This is a genomic window from Clostridium sp. JS66, from assembly GCF_033561535.1.
In the GTDB taxonomy this organism is placed as follows: domain Bacteria; phylum Bacillota; class Clostridia; order Clostridiales; family Clostridiaceae; genus Clostridium_AM; species Clostridium_AM carboxidivorans.
Window position 1 is genome coordinate 2,204,340 of record NZ_CP131467.1, and the last position, 16,642, is coordinate 2,220,981.

Genomic DNA, 16,642 nt, shown 5'->3' on the forward strand with positions numbered 1-16,642 from the left:
AGAGTGCAGCAAGCTTAGGCAAGGCGTCTAAAAGAACCACAAAAGCTTCTAACAAATTGCTTGCTGCACCAATTTATAGATAATCTTTTTTATTAGCAGCTTAATTTATTTACTTTTACCTCAATCTATAATTATTCTCCTTACCGTGTATTTCTACAATGAAATTTTTGCACATCTCTAAAATTCTACTGCCTATGCTTTCATCAAAGTACAAGAGCTTTTCTACAGTAAATTCTGAAGATATTATTATAGGCAAATTCTTCATGTATCTATAATTTATTATTTCAAAGGTTATATTTATGTCTGAGTCAGTGAGCTTGCCTTTATACAGATCATCTATTATTAAAACCTGTGCTGTTTTAAACTTTCGTGTGCAGGCTTCATAATATTCTTCATCTAAAATATTTTGTTTTAATTTTATTATCTGTTCTCTATAAGACATATAAATTACGGGAATGCCTTTTGATAGAAGGTTCAAGCCTATAGCTATGCTAAGGTGCGATTTTCCGCTACCAACTTGTCCTAAAAAAGCTATGCTGTTTTTTCTAGTAGTTCTTATTTGTTTAAAGCTTTTAAAGTATTTGATAGCAGTATTCTTTGCTTCTTCAGTAGCTGTATTATAGGCATTGTAGTTTTTGAAAGTAAGTTTATTTTTTTGAGTTTCTATGCCTGAAAAACTCCACATCCTCTTAAGCTTATCCATTTCTCTGCATTTACAGAAGGCAATGGTATCTTGCGCATCAGGAGAGTGTTTTATAATATATCCTTTTCCACCACAAATAGGGCAGTTTTCCAAAGCGTCAACTGCAGATGAGTCCTTCCATGTCTCCTTGATACCACTCTGTTTTTTCTTCCTCTCTTTCATGTTTTCCAAGTTCTTTTTCCTCAGTCTCTGAATTATATCCCCAACTCTTTTCATAGTTTCCCCATGTTCTTCCAAAGCTTTCCCCTCCCTGCAGCTTTTTATAATCATCAAGAAAATCACTGTTAGTTTTAAAGTTATGAAAACCGTAATAACTCTTATGTTTTTTATAATTATTTAAATAATTTATAACTTCATTTTCATCTCTTAAACCTTTATTTTTCCAGCTGTAAAGCACTTTTTCGATGTATCTTAAATTTTTGGCATTGCTTTTTAGTGCCTGCTTCATGCCAAGAATAATTAGGTCCTTGGAATTAAAATCCTCCATAAAATTTTTTAGCAGGTCAATTTCATAAGGACTAGCACAGCTTATATTGTCACTGTAAAAATTTACAACATCAGTGAACCCTTCTTCTTCTTTTTTTAAGTAAGTCTCTGTAGTAATCTCTGGTATTGCTTTATTAAAATAGGCATTATCCATAGGACTTTTTGACTCAATGGAAGAAGGAGAAAGGCACTTATTGCTGGACTTATTTACATCATCTAACTTTTCTTTAGTGTCAATTGTTGAATTAGTACCATCTTCAAAAGCATCACATAGGCTTTCAAGTTTTTTATAATCTATGGTGTACCATTTAGTCTTGTCCATTTTTGATTTATTGAAATTAGAGCTTAAGACTACTCCTGCAGTTTCAAGCTTTTTTATAGCTCTTATTATGGTTCTCTTACATAAAAAGCTTATTTGATTGTGCCAAGCTTCATAGCTGTTATAAATCCAGGGTGTGCCATTTATTATGTGATTGCTTTTTAAAAGCCAGTAGTGAATTTGCTGGAGTATTATACTTTCCGTAATTCCAAAAATTTCGGCAAGCTTAGGTTGAAAAACCATAGTGATTTCATTTTCCAAAAGTACTTTTTTCATAATTATATCCATTCCTTTCACTTCGCTCAAGGCACAAAACGTAATGAAAAGTGTTGGCTTTGAGTGAGTTTATATTTTATTATTAAGTCATAGGGATTTTCAGTATACTACAAATCACGGGACGGTGAGTGGGCTGTCTGACTTGTCAGATGACCGAATAATTATATGTGTAGATTGTCTTTTCAAGCACAAATAAGTGTGCCTTGAGCACGTAACCTTATCTTTGTTTAAACAATCTCGTTTAAATGCTAGGCTGTCAGTCAATGCTGTTTCTCCCTATAATTTTTTTAGAACTTCTTAGTTCAGAAAGGAGTCCCTATGGCTTTAAAAATCGTGTACAAAATCTGTTGTGGCATTGATGTCCACAATACTTTTGTAGTTGCTTGTATTGCAACCACTAATTCTAAAGGTGTTACCACCTACAAGAGCCATCGCTTTTCTACCTACACGAATGGTTTGAAAGAGCTGTTACAATGGCTGCTTGATTCAAATTGTAAGGATGTTTGTATGGAATCCACAGGTAAATATTGGATTCCTGTGTACAACATCTTAGAGAAAGGTTGTTCCATTGTATTGGCACATCCTAAATATGTTAAGGCTATTCGTGGTAAAAAAACTGACAAGAAAGATGCGAAATGGATTGCTGACCTGTTTAAGCATGATCTTGTTGTCGGTAGCTTTATGCCTCCTACTGACATTCGTCAGCTTCGTGACCTTATGCGCTATCGTTACAAACTAACCTGCTTTATGTCTAGTGAGAAGAATCGTCTTCAAAATTGTCTCACGGTTTCTAATATCCAATTGGGAAACGTTGTTTCGGACACTTTTGGTAAAAGTTCAAAAAGAATTTTAGACAAGATTCTTGAAAATCCTTTGGATACTTCCTTTGATATTAAACCTTTAATTCATGGCTCTATGAGGAACAAAATTCCTGAGATAGAGCTCGCCGTTGATGGATTTATTTCTACTGAACAGGCTGGTAAATTAAAGATTATAAAGAAACATTTTGAGGATTTGGAATCCCGGAAAGCAGAGCTAGAAGAACTGATTCTTGCGCTCGCCAGTCCCTATCAACAAGAACTCGACCTAATTCTAACTGCTCCATCATTTAAAAATCCGTTCTCTGCAATCACTGTCATTTCAGAGATTGGTGTCAAAATGGAGGCTTTTCCTTCGGCGAAACACTTATGCTCATGGTCAGGTCTAACACCTACCAACAATGAAAGTGCAGGGAAGAAAAAATCTGTCCGGGTTTCCAAAGCTGGATGCTACATTAAGCCACTTTTAGTACAATGTGCTACTTCTGTGGTTAAAAGTGAAAAGCATCCAGAAATCCGCAATCGCTACCTCCGCTTAAGGAAACGCCGCGGTCACAAGAAGGCAATCATTGCAATAGCAAGAATGCTTCTAACAGCATTATACAATATGTTAAAAAATAAAGAAACTTATAATGCTGAACTTTATAAAAAAGCAGATGCTATTCCTGTTGAACGCGAAATCACAGTGGAGCAAGCTATTTTAATGGCACAGTTCCAAGGTTATAAAATCAAGTCAGCTACCTAAACTTATTGTTCTCATCTATATTTAATTTTTTTAAGTCATCAAATGATGGCTTGTTTGCTATGCAATTTTACACTAGTGACAGTTCATACTTTTATTTTCAACCTTAACACCAATCCTTTACTTATTGATTATTTGCTTCAGCTTCTCAAGTGCTCTTGCATGTCGCTTTTTTGCAGCTGAATATTTTATATTTCTAAATTCTGCATATTCCTTTAAAGATTTTTCCTTAAAATAGTGCCAGTATATAATTTCTCTAAAGTTGTCAGGGAGAAGTTTCAGGGCTTTTTTTAAAGCCCTAATGTCTTCTTTTAACAATATATCCTCTTCCACATTATCATCACTAAGAAGCATGTCCATAAATTTAGTGTCTTCATCTATAGTATTATTTAAGCTGAATTCAAATTTTTCTCCATTTTTCTTATTTAAATAACTTCTAAGTTCATTGAATGCAGCATTTTTAATAGCAGTAGTGGCATAGGCTATAAAAGCATTTTTATATTCACAGTTATATTTAAATACAGCATTAATTAAAGCTATAGCTTCTATTTGCAGTAGATCTTCAACTTCATATCCATTTATGTAAATGGAACTAGCAGTTTTATACATAAAGCCTTCAAAGTTTTTAATTATAGCTTGAAGAGATGCTTTATCTCCAGCCTGGGCCTTTTTTACTAAATCTAGAAGCTGTAATATTATAAGCACCCCCCAATGATACAAGCGATAAATAAGAACAAACTGTGTTTCAATTCTAATAAGGATTTAATTTCTTTGTACTCTATTTTTTTTAACATTCTGCGAAAGGTGGATCTTACAGAGGAATAATTTAGATTGTGAGTTTCAGAAAAATATTTTAGTGTTTCCTTTTTATAAAAAAAACATTCAAATAACTCAATTTCTAAAGGTTTTAGTCTATGCTTTAAATAATTCACTAATTCATTATTGAACAAAACTTGATTTAAAATAGAATTTTCGCTGCAAGTAAAGTTTTTTTCTATATAATACAAATCGTTTTCATCATCTAGATATTTATAAATATGTTTACATTTATTTGTATAAATTCTTTTTTCACAATGCGAAATAGTTTTGAATATACAGCGGTTAAAGCTATTTTTAGTAGTTCCATTAAAATTTGAAGCTGCTCTAACTATCGATAAAATTACGTCACTTTGATAATCTTCCCAATATTGATTTCCATAAATATTTCCTATTCTGTCATTGTAAGTTTTAAATATATAGCCTTCAAAACTTTTGTATAAGTGACTTATAGCATCAGTATCTTCCTTTCTTATCCTTTCTATAAAATCTTTTAAATCCATAGTACAAAAAGTCATATTATCACTTCTTTCTTATTTTTTTCTCTCTATTAATAAAGTCCTATTTTATGAAGAAAATGTTGCATATTAATAGAAAAATGACTTTACTTATTTATACAACTTTTTTACACAATTTCACTTAATTTAGTGATATATGACAAATTTTTATATTTATTATAGAATAATTTGATTTTTTAGTGAGGAAAAGCCTCTAATTTGGTAGATTTACGATGAAAAAATTTCATGCGAAATTTTTTAAAACTGAAGATTTTTAATCAATATTTTTAACTTTGATTTTCATTTTTCATTTTTGAAATTTAGTTTTAGCATTCTATGAGACTTTGTTTTATTTATTACAATGATTAAAGAATATAAAAAAGTTCTGATTGGAAAATTTCAATCAGAACTTTTTAAAGTTGATTATTTTGCATCAGGGACCATTTGATCTCTTTTCATCCCTTATCATTTGGTTTATAGCATTGGATAAATTATTTATGCTGCAAGTTAAGTTTTCCATTTTGCTTTCAATTCTTACTAATAGATAAGCAGATACTGCAATGGGAAAACCTAGGTTACCTATTAAGTTTACAAGATTTGTTTCCATGTTTTAAACCTCCAAGTTAATTTTGAAAATAATGCGATAAATGGACAATTAAACTTGATTTAACTGCCCATTTGTCAATTATGGGTTTGAAAGTTTCATTATTTTACTGTTAAGCTGGAGCTGTTTCTTTCTACTATGTGAGCAGAGTCTTTTGCTTTTAGATCTAAACCACCTGATGTAAATATATTTTTAGCCAGTATTACATCCATAGCCGCCTTAACTTCAGCTTCAGTAACATCTTCTTTAACATTATTTAAAGTTATGGAAGATTTTTTGCCTTCTTCATTTAAAAAAGTCATAGATAATGATTTTGCCATATTAATGCCTCCTTTTTGTTATTTAAAAATAGTTAAGTGTTTAATTTTTGTAGTTTAAGCGTTGGTTATTCCGCTTTGGTCTTCTCTTACAAGTTCATTTAAAGTTTTTCCAAGCAGTGTTTCAAATTCTTTTGCTACATCAAAAAGATCCTGATCTGCTGCTGAAGTTTTCACTTTTGAAAAGCTCTGTTTTTTGATTACATCCTTTCCATTTTTGTCTACTCCATCCTTGTACTTAAGAATCATTGCAGTTTCAAGCTTTGTTGCTTTTGCAGCCATGCTTATCATCTCCTTTCACTTAATATATAGGGTGAATTTAAAAAAAGGAGACAATATTCTTAAAGGGCTGAAAAAGATTATTTACTTTAAAAGCTATAGATTTTAAAGTAAATAATAATAAGATAACGTTGGAAGATTATGATGAGATGACATCTGCAATAGAAAATATAAATTCATATTTTTTAAGTATGTACGGAAAATATACGAATTTTGATGAGGAGGTTAAAGATATGGTGAAGAGTTTTTATGATCCTAAGGTTGAAGAAAGGGGTGTTCAAAACTGACTATCAGACAGCTTATTATGCTACAATTAGTTTTGGATGTACATGGAATTCTGACAAATAATAATTTTACGAGGAGATAATAGAATGGCGTCATTTGTGTTATTAATCAAAGAAGTTGAGGATGATGACAGAGTAGTATATAAATTTGGTCCTAATGAGGAAACAATGGGAAAAATAGAATTAAATAAAAGGACAAGGATGTTTAATGAACTAGAGCCTGTTCCGAATTTAGAACAATCACCACAATTTTATTTTAATAGAGCAGCTCAACGATTAGCTAGGTGCTTCATTAAAGAAGGAGGAAAATTTCCTGATAAAACAACTTTTGAATCTTAATAAATAAATTTAAAGAATATAGAAGTTAACTAGCTAAAAGAAGATGCAATAATTAACCTCAAAAATATATTAAGCGTGATATTTCAAGACTTAATGTGGGACTTAAGACATATTCGTCAAAGGAGATATCTAATTTGCCTAAGCAAATAACTTATGAAAAAGATGGATATGTTTATACTTACGATTTAATAGAATGCCCTTCGCCTACATTTAATGGAGTAGAACTTCCTAATGATGATATAATCACAAAAGATGGTCAAGTGATTAGCAATAAATTATATGGTTATAAACTTATTTATACTAATGAAATTATGGACTTTCTAAGAAGTTATTATGGAGGTTTAATATGGAAAAGAAAAATGAAAGTCAATAAAATCAATGATTAAAAAATATGAGATTTACTCAATTAAAAAAATTTTCATTTTGTAAAAGGGAAAGGTCGATATTTTTGTATTTGAGTTCAATTCAAAATCAATTAAACTGTTTTTAACATCTAGGGAAAAATAAAGTAATGTTTACATATATATGAATAAAAATTAAAATAAAGGAGTATATGAATATTAATGTAGAATTACATACACGAGGGAGAAAATAAATGGACTTTAAATTAGATATAGGGAAATTGACTAATACAATAAGAGACTATGAAAATTTTATAAAGATACTAGCAGAACAGAAAGAAAACATAAATAAAACAGTTAAAGAACTTACTGACTTAGGATGGTCAGGTGCAGCAAAAGATAAATTTGAACAAAATCATAGTGAAAAGCAAGAGTTTTATACAAAGTTAGAAGAAGATTTTAAGTATGTGGAAAATGCAATGTAAAGAGAGGAAAAACCAGAAGCAGTCAAGTTGAAGAAAAGGTGTGAGGGGTTTGAAGAATATATCAAAAGAAGTGCAGCAGGAGCAGCTCTTACACATGATGATATAGGGATTATTTCACTTCAATACTCAGGTCAAGCTCTAATAAATAAAAATGTTGATGAATGTGTAAATAACCATTTAAAAAAAATGGATTCTAAATTTGTAGAAATACAAAATTTATTGAATAGCCTAACCTTTACAACATTTCCTATTGGAGAAGATATTGAAAAGGCACGAAAATCACTAAAAGATCAAACAACTAGTTTAACAGATTTTAACGATTCCTTTAATAAGTATTGCAGTGGTGTTAAGACATTGGAAAGCAATATATGTTCAGTACTTGGGAAGATATCTGGGATAACTGAGGGAATATCTAAATTTAGAGGTATGTCCATTATTTCGGAAGGTGGACAAGTAGATAAGAATAAAGTAATGCAGTTAATGTTAAAGAATCCCAATAGCTTGACTGAGGAAGAAAAAGAGATGTTAGCATATGCAAAAATTGTTTTAGGTGAAAAGGAATATGCTAAATTAAAAGATGAAGTAGTGGGAGAAAATCAAAATTTATCCCAATTTATGAACTTGATAGGTATGAACGCTCAATCATCTGTAACTTATATTATAGACCCCAAAACAGGCAAAGCAATTGATATATCAAACATTGATAAAGACACTTTAAATCGAATTAACTATTTAGCAGGTGAATTAAAATGGTTTGATGAGTATCCAAATAGTCAAATCACTGATAAGGATAGTATAATGTCCTGGAAGCTCCACAATAGAGACTATTTTGAGAGTGAATTAGCAAAAGAAATAACAAATATAACAAGTGGTAAATATGTTAATTGGCAAAAGGTAAAAAGGGCAGCAAACATAACTTTGGACGGATTCTTAGAAGGTATAGGAGGTTTCACAGAAAATGCTTTAGGAAAAGCATTCATGGGCACTGGTAAGAAAATGCTTTATGCTTCTGCATTTTCAACAGTATTTTCAAATGGCACAACTTTAATACCACAGAATAAATTAGAATCTAAGGCAAAAACTACTTTGGGAGCAATCGTTGGTGGAGGATTATTCACTACAGGAACTTATTTAAGAGTTGAAGGTAGTAGTAATATGCTTGAAGGTTTTGATAAAGCACGTAGAGCATGGGTGGGACTTAGCCCTGATGACTCATATAACCTATTGAGAGACTCTGTCTATAAAAAAGCATTTGGTGATACAAATGGAGAAAAATATTATAATTTAGTTAGTTTAGGTACTGCGGCAATTTGTATAACAGAAGATTTTAAAACTCTTGCAAGATATACTAGCTTAGAGGATAAAGTTAAACTATTTCCAAGACCTGCTAACATAGCTAAGGCAGAAAAGTTGAATTTACCTATAGAAAATATAACTAAGCAAACAGTTGAAAAAACAATAAAAGATGGTGCTAAAATTACAGTCGTTACAACAACAGACACTGCAAAAGTAGCAGGGTTAACAACTACATCGCCTATGATTTTATACCACAAAGTTACAGAGCATCCTTTACTTAATAAATTGGAACTTTCAAAAAATACTTTTTACACTGGTGTAGATTTTAGAAATACTAATGGTACAATAGATTTATTACAACCCAAACCCGATACGGATAAAAAATAAAACTAAAAGAAGGGAGATTGTATGAATAAAGAAAAAAAAACCACTAAATGGGGAGAAAAGTATATTAAGAAACCTCCTAAAATAAGAAGAAAAATAAAAAGAAAATGGCTTGCTTATTTAATAATGTATATAATAGGATATGTTATATCATTATGCATCACAGGTATTCCAAGCCTTACTTATTTAATTCCCTTAAAGTTAGATGCTCTATTTGTATCTGTATTTATGGGAGAATCGATAACAGCTCCACCTGTAGACTTAAAAAACACCTTAGATGCTCGTTGGAGAGGAGTTGTTTTTGCAGTTATACTTTTTTTATTAGAAGGTGTATTTTTTTTACTACTTACAATGCTATTAAAATTTAATATAATTACAGATATAAAGCCATTTGAAGGGATTTTTGCACTTTTAGATAAGCATTAATTTTAAATATAATAAAAAGAGTTACAACCAACATTTAGGCTAATATCTCTTTTACTAAATTTTATTTATACGTGGAAGATAGGAAAAAATTTAACAATGAAAAAGAAAAAAGAACCTACTAAATAGATTTAATTCTGAAAATCAAATAATTTTTATGAACACTGCATTATTCAATTTTGAATTTTGGAGTGTTTTTAGTTGTTTTTTCAAAAGTTGTATTTTAATATTGATATATTAAAATAAATAGATAAATTTATAATACAAATAAAATGTGTAACAATCTAAAAATTTAAATATGTAAAATCGTTCTTTAAAAAAAATGGATTCTAAATTTGTATAAATACAAAATTTAGTGAATAGCCTAACCTTTACATCATTTCCTATTGGAGAAGATATTGAAAAGGCACGAAGGTCATTAAAAGATCAAACAACTAGTTTAACAGATTTTAATGATTCCTTTAATAAGTATTGCAGTGGTGTTAAGACATTGGAAAGCAATATATGTTCAGTATTTTCAAAGATATCCGGAATAACTGAAGGGATATCTAAACTTAGAGGTATGTCTATTATTTCAGAAGGTGGACAAGTAGACAAGAATAAAGTAATGTAATTAATGATAAAGAATCCTGATAACTTGACCGAGGAAGAAAAAGAGGCATTATCATATGTAGAAAAAGTATTAGGTGAAGAAAAATATGATGAATTAAGACAACAAGTGTTTGATTTGAACTTCATAGCTGATAAAGATTTAAGAGAACGTGTAAAATATTTAATAAGAGAGATAAATTCAATGAGTGATAATGAGAAAGTAGATGAAGGACGCTGGGGATTTTCTTTACTCTATAGTAAACAAGATTATATAGATGAGTTAAGCAGAGTAATGAGTGTTGTACAAAGTCCTTATTATCAAAAAACTACAGCCTTTCAAAAGAGGGTTAATTTGGGAGCGGATGGGATTTGTGAATTTATAGGTGGTGCTACCGAAATTCCATTTGGTTGGACAGTTGCAACAGGAGGAAGTTTCTTAACAGAAGGAACATTCGCACCATGGGCTGTTCCAGTAGGTGGTTATTTAATGGCTGATGGTGCTAATAGTTCAAGAGAAGGTTGGAGTAAGTTTTATAATAGTATAGCGAATCCAAATGGAGACACGACAAATTTTTTAAAAGATAAATATAAAGAATATTTAGGATCAGAAAAGGGAGAAATGGTTTACAATGGAGCTTCTATGGTAACTGCTGGTTTATGTTTAACAAATGACTTTAAAACATTAGAACCTACTATGGTCAAAGAAGAGACTATAGAGATACCAAGGAAAAGAAATATGGCAAGGGCATTTAAAGAAAATTTGCCAACGGAAACTATAGTTACAAGACAAGCTAGTCAGACAGTACACACTACTCAAGTAATTGATGAAAACAATCCAAAACCAATGATACTAAAACGTGTAATAGTTAAAGATCCAGTATTCGATGTTAAAAACTTTGATCCTAATAAAGTAAAGAAATTTGATTTTATCTCTACTGTAATTGATATGCGTAATACTTTTAATGAAAATGGCACAGTGAACTCCTGGACTGACTCAGCTGATACTTATATTAAATCTAATCCAGACTTAGCAAAGGTATATGGTGGCAATAATGAAAAATAATAAAAAAGAAACAAGTTTAAAGGAAGAAAATAAGTTAAACAAGAAGAAATATGAATACAAATTAATTTATTATGTAATTTGTTATGTAATTGGATATGTCATATCCTTGTCTGTTACTGGTGTGCCTAATGTAATATATTTAATACCAATAAAAGGTGATGCGTTAGTAATATCTGTTTGCATTGGAACGATATGCAATATGAATCATTATAAGATAACTGGATATGATGCACGTGGATATGGATTTCTTCCAGCAGTGATAGCACTATTATTAACATTCATAATGGCGCTTATATCTGTAGTCTTATCCAATTATGGTATAATTACAAACCAAGATCCTTTTCGCGGTATGTTTTAACGCTAAGTCAAACAAACGATAAGAAAATATGAAAAAGAAGCGTTAAAAGCGTATATAAGATTGATGGCTTGGGTCTCACAGGAGGATTAGCAGTTCTAATTGAAGTACCAAGAACTTAACATATAAAACTTGCAGAAAAATTAAATTTACCTACTGAGAAAGTAACAGAACAAAAAGTTAAGCAAGTAACTTTTGATGAAATTAGAAAAGCAACTAAAAAAACAAAGATGGATAAAGTTAAAGTACCACTTATTACAACAGTGGATACTATACAAGTGGTTGATAAAACAACTAAAACTCCTATGGTTTTATATCGTACAGTAAATAAAAATATTTCAATTAGTGATTGGTTTATAGATTTCACTAATAAATATCGTAAAGATATATTTTATACAGGTGTAGATATAAGAAATACTAAGGGTACTTATAATTTAGTTTCTTCACCTAAAAATGAAGAGAAGGACAAATAAATGAATAGGGGAAAAAAATCTACCAAGCAGAAGAGAGAATATATAAAAGAGTCACCTAAAACTAAAGATAGATTACATTGGAAAGTTTTTTTTATTGGTTATCTCATATGTTGTGTCTTATCTATATGTGTTACAGGAGTACCAAAATGGACTTATTTAATTCCTATAAAATTTGATGCGATATTAGGTGCAGGAGTTTTTGGTACTTTTGCTGAAGTTCCTGCTATAAGGCTTAAGTATGAAAAGGAACTTTTACCTGATGGCTATGGTGAATCTGAAGGACGTTGGAGAAGTGCTCTATACGGTCTAACAGTTGTTGGGTTAATGCTCATTATGGGAATAATAATTAATTTGTTATCTTTTTTTGGTATAATTAAAGATATAATGCCGTTTATGGGTATATTTCCAAAATTAAATTAGGAAAGAAGTTAATAATGAATAAAGAAACTACTAAAATAAATTTAATTTTGAAAATGAAATAATTTTTATGAACACTGCATTATTCAATTTTGAATTTTGGAGTGTTTTTAGTTGTTTTTTCAAAAGTCAAGAACTACTTATGGGATCAGCATTGGTTAAATTGAAAGATGGTAGCACTGAAATGTTGGTAAGTGCAGCAGGGAAAAAGGGATATGTGTCCAGCTTGTCAAGCAGTTGCAAGGGAAATGGTATAATAGATAGAGTTGCAACACTGCTAAAAAAGATAAATAGGAGGAATTTAAGTAGTGGATGAATTATTAAAAGAAGAAGTGCTGGAGTTAACTCGATTACTTAAAGATGAAGAGAATTGGAGTGATCTGAGAGATATATTAATAAAGAAAGAATTCAAATTAGAAGAAATTGCATTAGTTTCTTTTATGGAGGATGAGGAAGAAAATGAATATGGGGTGATAGTAACAAAAGGTAAAGACGTAATCGAATATACGAGATCAACAGAAGATGGGAAAAATAATATAAATTCTTTTAAAAGTCACGATAGTACCCACTTAAAAGAAGAAATGTATAAGTACCCACAAATTGAAGTAGCATTTGAAATGATAGATAAGGGAGAAATATTGTAGTAAGGGATGTGCTAAATTACTTAGACAAAATAAAAGAGGAAAATGATAATATAGATGATATTGATAAAATTTATTCTGATTTTATTTGGCAGTATGAACAAATGCATGAAATGGTAAAAAAATGATTTCTCAATATAGAAATAATCAATACAAACATTTAAAATAAAATTTTACTTCTGATTAAGTTCAGAAGTGTTTTTTCTTAGTGTAATTGAAGGTAATGCGGCTAATGGAGTAATTAAAACTAATCGAGAAAAAGTTATTAAATCTTTATCTAATTATGAAAGTAGAAAGTGGATTTTTTTACAAGAAGTGGGTGATGAACATTTTGTTTATATGTAAGTCATATATAAATAAGCCTGATGTAAAAATAACTGATTTAGAAAAAGTTAATGAAGAATGGGAAAAATACTTTATTGAAGTTTCAGAGAAAAATAGAATTACACAATTGGCAAGTAAATTAGATTTAGATTATTTAGCAGGGGCGATTTATTTAAAATATGAAGATGAAGTAATATTAGATTTTAAATTATGGGATTATGTTGACCAATTATGGGCATATATACTTAATCTAGTAGAAGAATTTGAATTAAATGGTGATTCAGAAACTTTGTTCCCAGACCAACCAACAAAAATTAAGTTTAAGAAGATATCGGATGAATATATGATAATGGTTTTAGAAACTAATACTCATTATACTTGGACTTTGCCTAGTAAAGAATTTTTAAATACATTACTTAATGAAAGTGAAATGTTCTTCAAAAATATTACTGAAAGCTTAAGCTTAACAGAAGGGCAATATGGTTTTGAAATGAGCAAAATACAAGAATTAAAAGAAAACTTACTAGACAAAGCAATAGATATACCAGAGATTTTAGATAAGTATTCTAGTTTAAATAAATAAAATATGCAAAACATAAATTAGTTGTCACTAAATATTGACTAGGGACAAAAAAATTGATTTTTGTGAACATAACTGTTAAAATTAGCACAGGATTTTAATATTCTAAAAATTTTTAGTAAAGGTTGTGATGAATATGATAAAAAATATGATGGTGAGAGAAGATTAAATAAGAGTTTACTAAATTATGATTATAGTAATGACTTAAAATTAGTTATTCTCTCAATATAACACTATTTTATTTATTAAGGAGAGAATATTTGAATATGTATAAAATTATATACACAGAAAAATCATGGATGGAAAGTGAAGGTGTAGAGCAGGTAAAAAAACTGTCAAATTTAAAAGGAGTAATTTTAGCTGTTGGTTACCCAGATTTACACCCTGGAAAAACACCAATTGGAGTAGCTTTTTTAACAGAAGGAATAATTTATCCTCATTTAATTGGAAATGACATAGGATGTTCTGTAAGTTTATTTCAAACTTCTATCTTTGAAAAGAAATTTAAAGTAGATAAGGCAATGAAAAGTTTGAACAATCTAGAGTTTGAAAAAGATCAATTTAATATTGGTACTATAGGTAAGGGTAACCACTTTGCAGAATTCACTGCTATTGATGAAATATTGGATAAAGAAGAATTTAATAATCTGAATCTAGATAAAAATAAAGTACATTTACTAATTCATAGCGGCAGTAGAGGTTTAGGCGAACATATTTTAAGAAAGCATATTGAGAAGTACAGCTGTCAGAATGGTTTGGTAGAGGGTAGTGAAGGTTTTAAAAGCTACTTAAAAGATTATGAAAAGGCAATACTTTTTTCCAGAAAAAGTAGAAAATTAATTGCTGAGAGGTTATGTGATGCTATTAATGGATCCTTAGAAACTTTTGTAATTGAAGCTGTTCATAATGGTATTGAATTTAAAGATAATTATTATGTTCATAGAAAAGGTGCAGCACCATCTGATAATGGATATGTTGTTATAGCAGGCTCTAGGGGGACTAACTCATATATTGTTAAGCCTATAAATGAAAGCTTGGATACAGGTTTTTCAATTGCTCATGGAGCTGGACGTAAGTGGCAGAGAAATGGCTGTAAGGAAAGACTTTTAGGTAAGTTTTCTAAAAAAGATGTTAAAAATGGCAACTTTAGTTATAACCTTGTATGTAAAGATAAAAGTTTAATTTACGAAGAAGCTCCAGAAGCCTATAAAAACATTGATAGGGTAATTCAGGATCTTATTGAATTTGATTTGATTAAAGTAATAGCAAAATTAAAGCCTATTATAACATATAAAGATTAATGAAATGTTTTAAAACACCAAATTTAATAAGTATATTGTCTTTTTAATTGGTATATAAAAAGATTATGTTTTAAAACTAGTCTAATAATATAAATAGTAGTAAAACTTTTTATAATTAATTCTATCATATCCAATACCATCTCCTAAGCTTCAGTAAAATAATTCACCAATAACCCAAGGAGGATTGAGCTTATGATAGATAATGATAAGATTAACAGTATTATAAAAGAAAGAGTAAGTATGCACCCAGATGATCCACGTATTATGAATAAATGGAGAGAGCTGACTGATATCTTTACTGAAAATCAAGAAGATACAATAGAGTTTTTGAATACTTGTAGCGAAGAGAATGTTGAGTGGATAAGTGAAGTTTTTGAGGATATTTCAGAAATACTTCAAAGTTCCCAATTTATCAGTTGCATAGAAAAATTAAATGATAAATTTAAAGATTTAAATTTAGATCAAGATATTAGATATGCTAAAGAAGTAATTGAATAAAAGAATATACAAAAATATTCAAATCTCTGGAGTATTAGCAAGCTCAGTGAAGACTTCGCAAGATTTCTCGGTGGCAATGTCATTAAACTAACCTTCAATATTTTTACAAAATGTACTTTTATAGAAGGTTCATATGAAATTATGGACTTTCTAAGAAGTCAATATTACTAATAAAGCCAGATTTGTAATTTTAAATAGGACAAATAAACCTTCATTGGCAAGGAGAACCTTTTGGGTTATCCTTGTCCTAGGTGGCGTTACAGGAAATGGAAGTTTATGTTTGCTAATGTATGATATTATTATGGAGGTTTAACATGGAAAGGAAAAATGAAATAGTTAGAATTATTGGAGGAAAAAAGCATTATTCTAATTATACAGGTGGAGTTGATAATAGTAGAGTATTACAAATTGAAACCATTTTAAAGGTTGATCTTCCAGAAAGCTACAAATGGTTTCTTCAAAATTATGGTCATATATTAATTATGGGTATTGAAATTTATGGAGTATCGAAAGGTGAAATTCCATCTTGTATAAAAGCTACTGAAAGATACAGAAAGTTTGGATTACCACTACAATTTGTTGTAATTGAGAGTAGTGATGAATGGATATATTGTTTGGATACATCTGACATTAAAGATGGAGAATGTACAATAGTAGATTGGGATAGAAGAGAAGGAGTTGGCTCACAAGAATATAAAAATTTTTATGAGTTCTTTTATGAAAGACTTAAAGATGCTTGTGAGAATTGGGATTAAATCTTATTAAAAATAATGGGGAAATTTGAAAGAAAATTCAATAAATATTACGAATAGCAATATACATAATAATAAAAATCTTGGATATTTTATAGGACAATAAAAATTATATATAATAAAATAAAGTTATTAGTAACTTCAGAAAAGTCTTTGCAAATACCTAAGAGGTGTAAATTTAGCTATTAAAGATTTATAAAAGAGTAATTAGATTAGACAAAACATTAATTTATAGAAT

25 protein-coding genes are annotated in these 16,642 nt (G+C 29.7%); 18 read left to right on the forward strand and 7 right to left on the reverse strand.

The genetic code is table 11. The features are described from left to right. Positions 1-115: 115 nt before the first annotated feature. Positions 116-865 (reverse strand): ATP-binding protein, encoded by a 750-nt coding sequence (locus tag Q6H37_RS10355; RefSeq protein WP_318742980.1) that lies wholly within the window; start codon positions 863-865, stop codon positions 116-118. After that, complete coding sequence (locus Q6H37_RS10360) at positions 801-1,784, reverse strand: DnaD domain protein (protein WP_318741625.1); 984 nt, start codon at positions 1,782-1,784, stop codon at positions 801-803. Before Q6H37_RS10360 ends, Q6H37_RS10355 begins: the two co-directional genes overlap by 65 nt. A 318-nt stretch (positions 1,785-2,102) precedes the next feature. On the opposite strand from Q6H37_RS10360, the gene Q6H37_RS10365 reads away from it, so the two are divergent. Further along, positions 2,103-3,347: an IS110 family transposase gene (locus tag Q6H37_RS10365; protein ID WP_318734740.1), complete on the forward strand. Its 1,245-nt coding sequence runs from the start codon at positions 2,103-2,105 to the stop codon at positions 3,345-3,347. Between the two features lie 117 nt (positions 3,348-3,464). Here the strand turns inward: Q6H37_RS10365 and Q6H37_RS10370 are convergent, their stop codons facing one another. The 5 genes from Q6H37_RS10370 to Q6H37_RS10390 all read right to left on the reverse strand — a co-directional run bounded on the left by Q6H37_RS10370 (position 3,465) and on the right by Q6H37_RS10390 (position 5,860). Further along, complete coding sequence (locus Q6H37_RS10370; RefSeq protein WP_318741627.1) at positions 3,465-4,049, reverse strand: sigma-70 family RNA polymerase sigma factor; 585 nt, start codon at positions 4,047-4,049, stop codon at positions 3,465-3,467. Further along, positions 4,040-4,678, reverse strand: a complete 639-nt coding sequence (locus tag Q6H37_RS10375) for a hypothetical protein (protein ID WP_318741629.1) — start codon at positions 4,676-4,678, stop codon at positions 4,040-4,042. Before Q6H37_RS10375 ends, Q6H37_RS10370 begins: the two co-directional genes overlap by 10 nt. Before the next feature lie 412 nt (positions 4,679-5,090). After that, positions 5,091-5,264, reverse strand: a complete 174-nt coding sequence (locus Q6H37_RS10380) for a YvrJ family protein (protein ID WP_318741630.1) — start codon at positions 5,262-5,264, stop codon at positions 5,091-5,093. 98 nt (positions 5,265-5,362) lie between these two features. After that, a complete protein-coding gene (locus Q6H37_RS10385) occupies positions 5,363-5,581 on the reverse strand; it encodes a DUF2922 domain-containing protein (RefSeq protein WP_318741632.1) in 219 nt (72 codons plus the stop codon). Positions 5,582-5,635: 54 nt separating this feature from the next. After that, positions 5,636-5,860, reverse strand: coding sequence for a DUF1659 domain-containing protein (locus Q6H37_RS10390; RefSeq protein WP_318741634.1), 225 nt, complete (start codon positions 5,858-5,860; stop codon positions 5,636-5,638). A 146-nt stretch (positions 5,861-6,006) separates the two neighbouring features. On the opposite strand from Q6H37_RS10390, the gene Q6H37_RS10395 reads away from it, so the two are divergent. The 17 genes from Q6H37_RS10395 to Q6H37_RS10475 all read left to right on the forward strand — a co-directional run bounded on the left by Q6H37_RS10395 (position 6,007) and on the right by Q6H37_RS10475 (position 16,407). Next, positions 6,007-6,144 carry a hypothetical protein gene (locus Q6H37_RS10395; RefSeq protein ID WP_318741636.1) on the forward strand — a complete coding sequence of 46 codons (138 nt, stop codon included), beginning with the start codon at positions 6,007-6,009 and terminating at the stop codon, positions 6,142-6,144. Between the two features lie 84 nt (positions 6,145-6,228). After that, positions 6,229-6,480, forward strand: a complete 252-nt coding sequence (locus Q6H37_RS10400; RefSeq protein WP_318741638.1) for a hypothetical protein — start codon at positions 6,229-6,231, stop codon at positions 6,478-6,480. A 134-nt stretch (positions 6,481-6,614) separates the two neighbouring features. Beyond that, positions 6,615-6,866, forward strand: a complete 252-nt coding sequence (locus Q6H37_RS10405) for a hypothetical protein (protein ID WP_318741640.1) — start codon at positions 6,615-6,617, stop codon at positions 6,864-6,866. A 209-nt stretch (positions 6,867-7,075) separates the two neighbouring features. Next, the gene (locus tag Q6H37_RS10410; RefSeq protein ID WP_318741642.1) at positions 7,076-7,306 is read left to right on the forward strand and encodes a WXG100 family type VII secretion target; all 231 of its coding nucleotides are present in this window, start codon (positions 7,076-7,078) and stop codon (positions 7,304-7,306) included. A 27-nt stretch (positions 7,307-7,333) separates the two neighbouring features. Then, on the forward strand, positions 7,334-8,989 hold the full coding sequence (locus Q6H37_RS10415; RefSeq protein ID WP_318741644.1) for a hypothetical protein: 1,656 nt from the start codon (positions 7,334-7,336) through the stop codon (positions 8,987-8,989). A gap of 21 nt (positions 8,990-9,010) precedes the next feature. Next, a complete protein-coding gene (locus tag Q6H37_RS10420) occupies positions 9,011-9,412 on the forward strand; it encodes a hypothetical protein (protein ID WP_318741646.1) in 402 nt (133 codons plus the stop codon). A gap of 352 nt (positions 9,413-9,764) precedes the next feature. Then, positions 9,765-10,022 (forward strand): hypothetical protein, encoded by a 258-nt coding sequence (locus Q6H37_RS10425; protein ID WP_318741648.1) that lies wholly within the window; start codon positions 9,765-9,767, stop codon positions 10,020-10,022. Between the two features lie 3 nt (positions 10,023-10,025). Next, the gene (locus Q6H37_RS10430) at positions 10,026-11,063 is read left to right on the forward strand and encodes a hypothetical protein (protein WP_318741650.1); all 1,038 of its coding nucleotides are present in this window, start codon (positions 10,026-10,028) and stop codon (positions 11,061-11,063) included. After that, positions 11,053-11,421, forward strand: a complete 369-nt coding sequence (locus Q6H37_RS10435; RefSeq protein WP_318741652.1) for a hypothetical protein — start codon at positions 11,053-11,055, stop codon at positions 11,419-11,421. The genes Q6H37_RS10430 and Q6H37_RS10435 overlap by 11 nt, the downstream gene beginning before the upstream one ends. 227 nt (positions 11,422-11,648) lie before the next feature. After that, complete coding sequence (locus Q6H37_RS10440; RefSeq protein ID WP_318741654.1) at positions 11,649-11,891, forward strand: hypothetical protein; 243 nt, start codon at positions 11,649-11,651, stop codon at positions 11,889-11,891. Then, positions 11,892-12,311, forward strand: a complete 420-nt coding sequence (locus tag Q6H37_RS10445; protein ID WP_318741656.1) for a hypothetical protein — start codon at positions 11,892-11,894, stop codon at positions 12,309-12,311. It begins immediately after the preceding gene. 67 nt (positions 12,312-12,378) lie between these two features. Continuing rightward, positions 12,379-12,624 (forward strand): hypothetical protein, encoded by a 246-nt coding sequence (locus Q6H37_RS10450; protein ID WP_318741657.1) that lies wholly within the window; start codon positions 12,379-12,381, stop codon positions 12,622-12,624. Further along, complete coding sequence (locus Q6H37_RS10455; RefSeq protein ID WP_318741659.1) at positions 12,617-12,952, forward strand: hypothetical protein; 336 nt, start codon at positions 12,617-12,619, stop codon at positions 12,950-12,952. Before Q6H37_RS10450 ends, Q6H37_RS10455 begins: the two co-directional genes overlap by 8 nt. Positions 12,953-13,280: 328 nt before the next feature. Continuing rightward, positions 13,281-13,856, forward strand: a complete 576-nt coding sequence (locus Q6H37_RS10460; protein WP_318741661.1) for a hypothetical protein — start codon at positions 13,281-13,283, stop codon at positions 13,854-13,856. Positions 13,857-14,119: 263 nt separating this feature from the next. Then, on the forward strand, positions 14,120-15,154 hold the full coding sequence (locus Q6H37_RS10465; protein WP_318741663.1) for an RNA ligase RtcB family protein: 1,035 nt from the start codon (positions 14,120-14,122) through the stop codon (positions 15,152-15,154). 192 nt (positions 15,155-15,346) lie between these two features. Then, entirely contained in the window at positions 15,347-15,652 is a 306-nt protein-coding gene (locus Q6H37_RS10470) for a hypothetical protein (RefSeq protein ID WP_318741665.1), read from the forward strand. Positions 15,653-15,966: 314 nt separating this feature from the next. Next, a complete protein-coding gene (locus Q6H37_RS10475) occupies positions 15,967-16,407 on the forward strand; it encodes an SMI1/KNR4 family protein (RefSeq protein ID WP_318741667.1) in 441 nt (146 codons plus the stop codon). Positions 16,408-16,642: the final 235 nt, after the last annotated feature.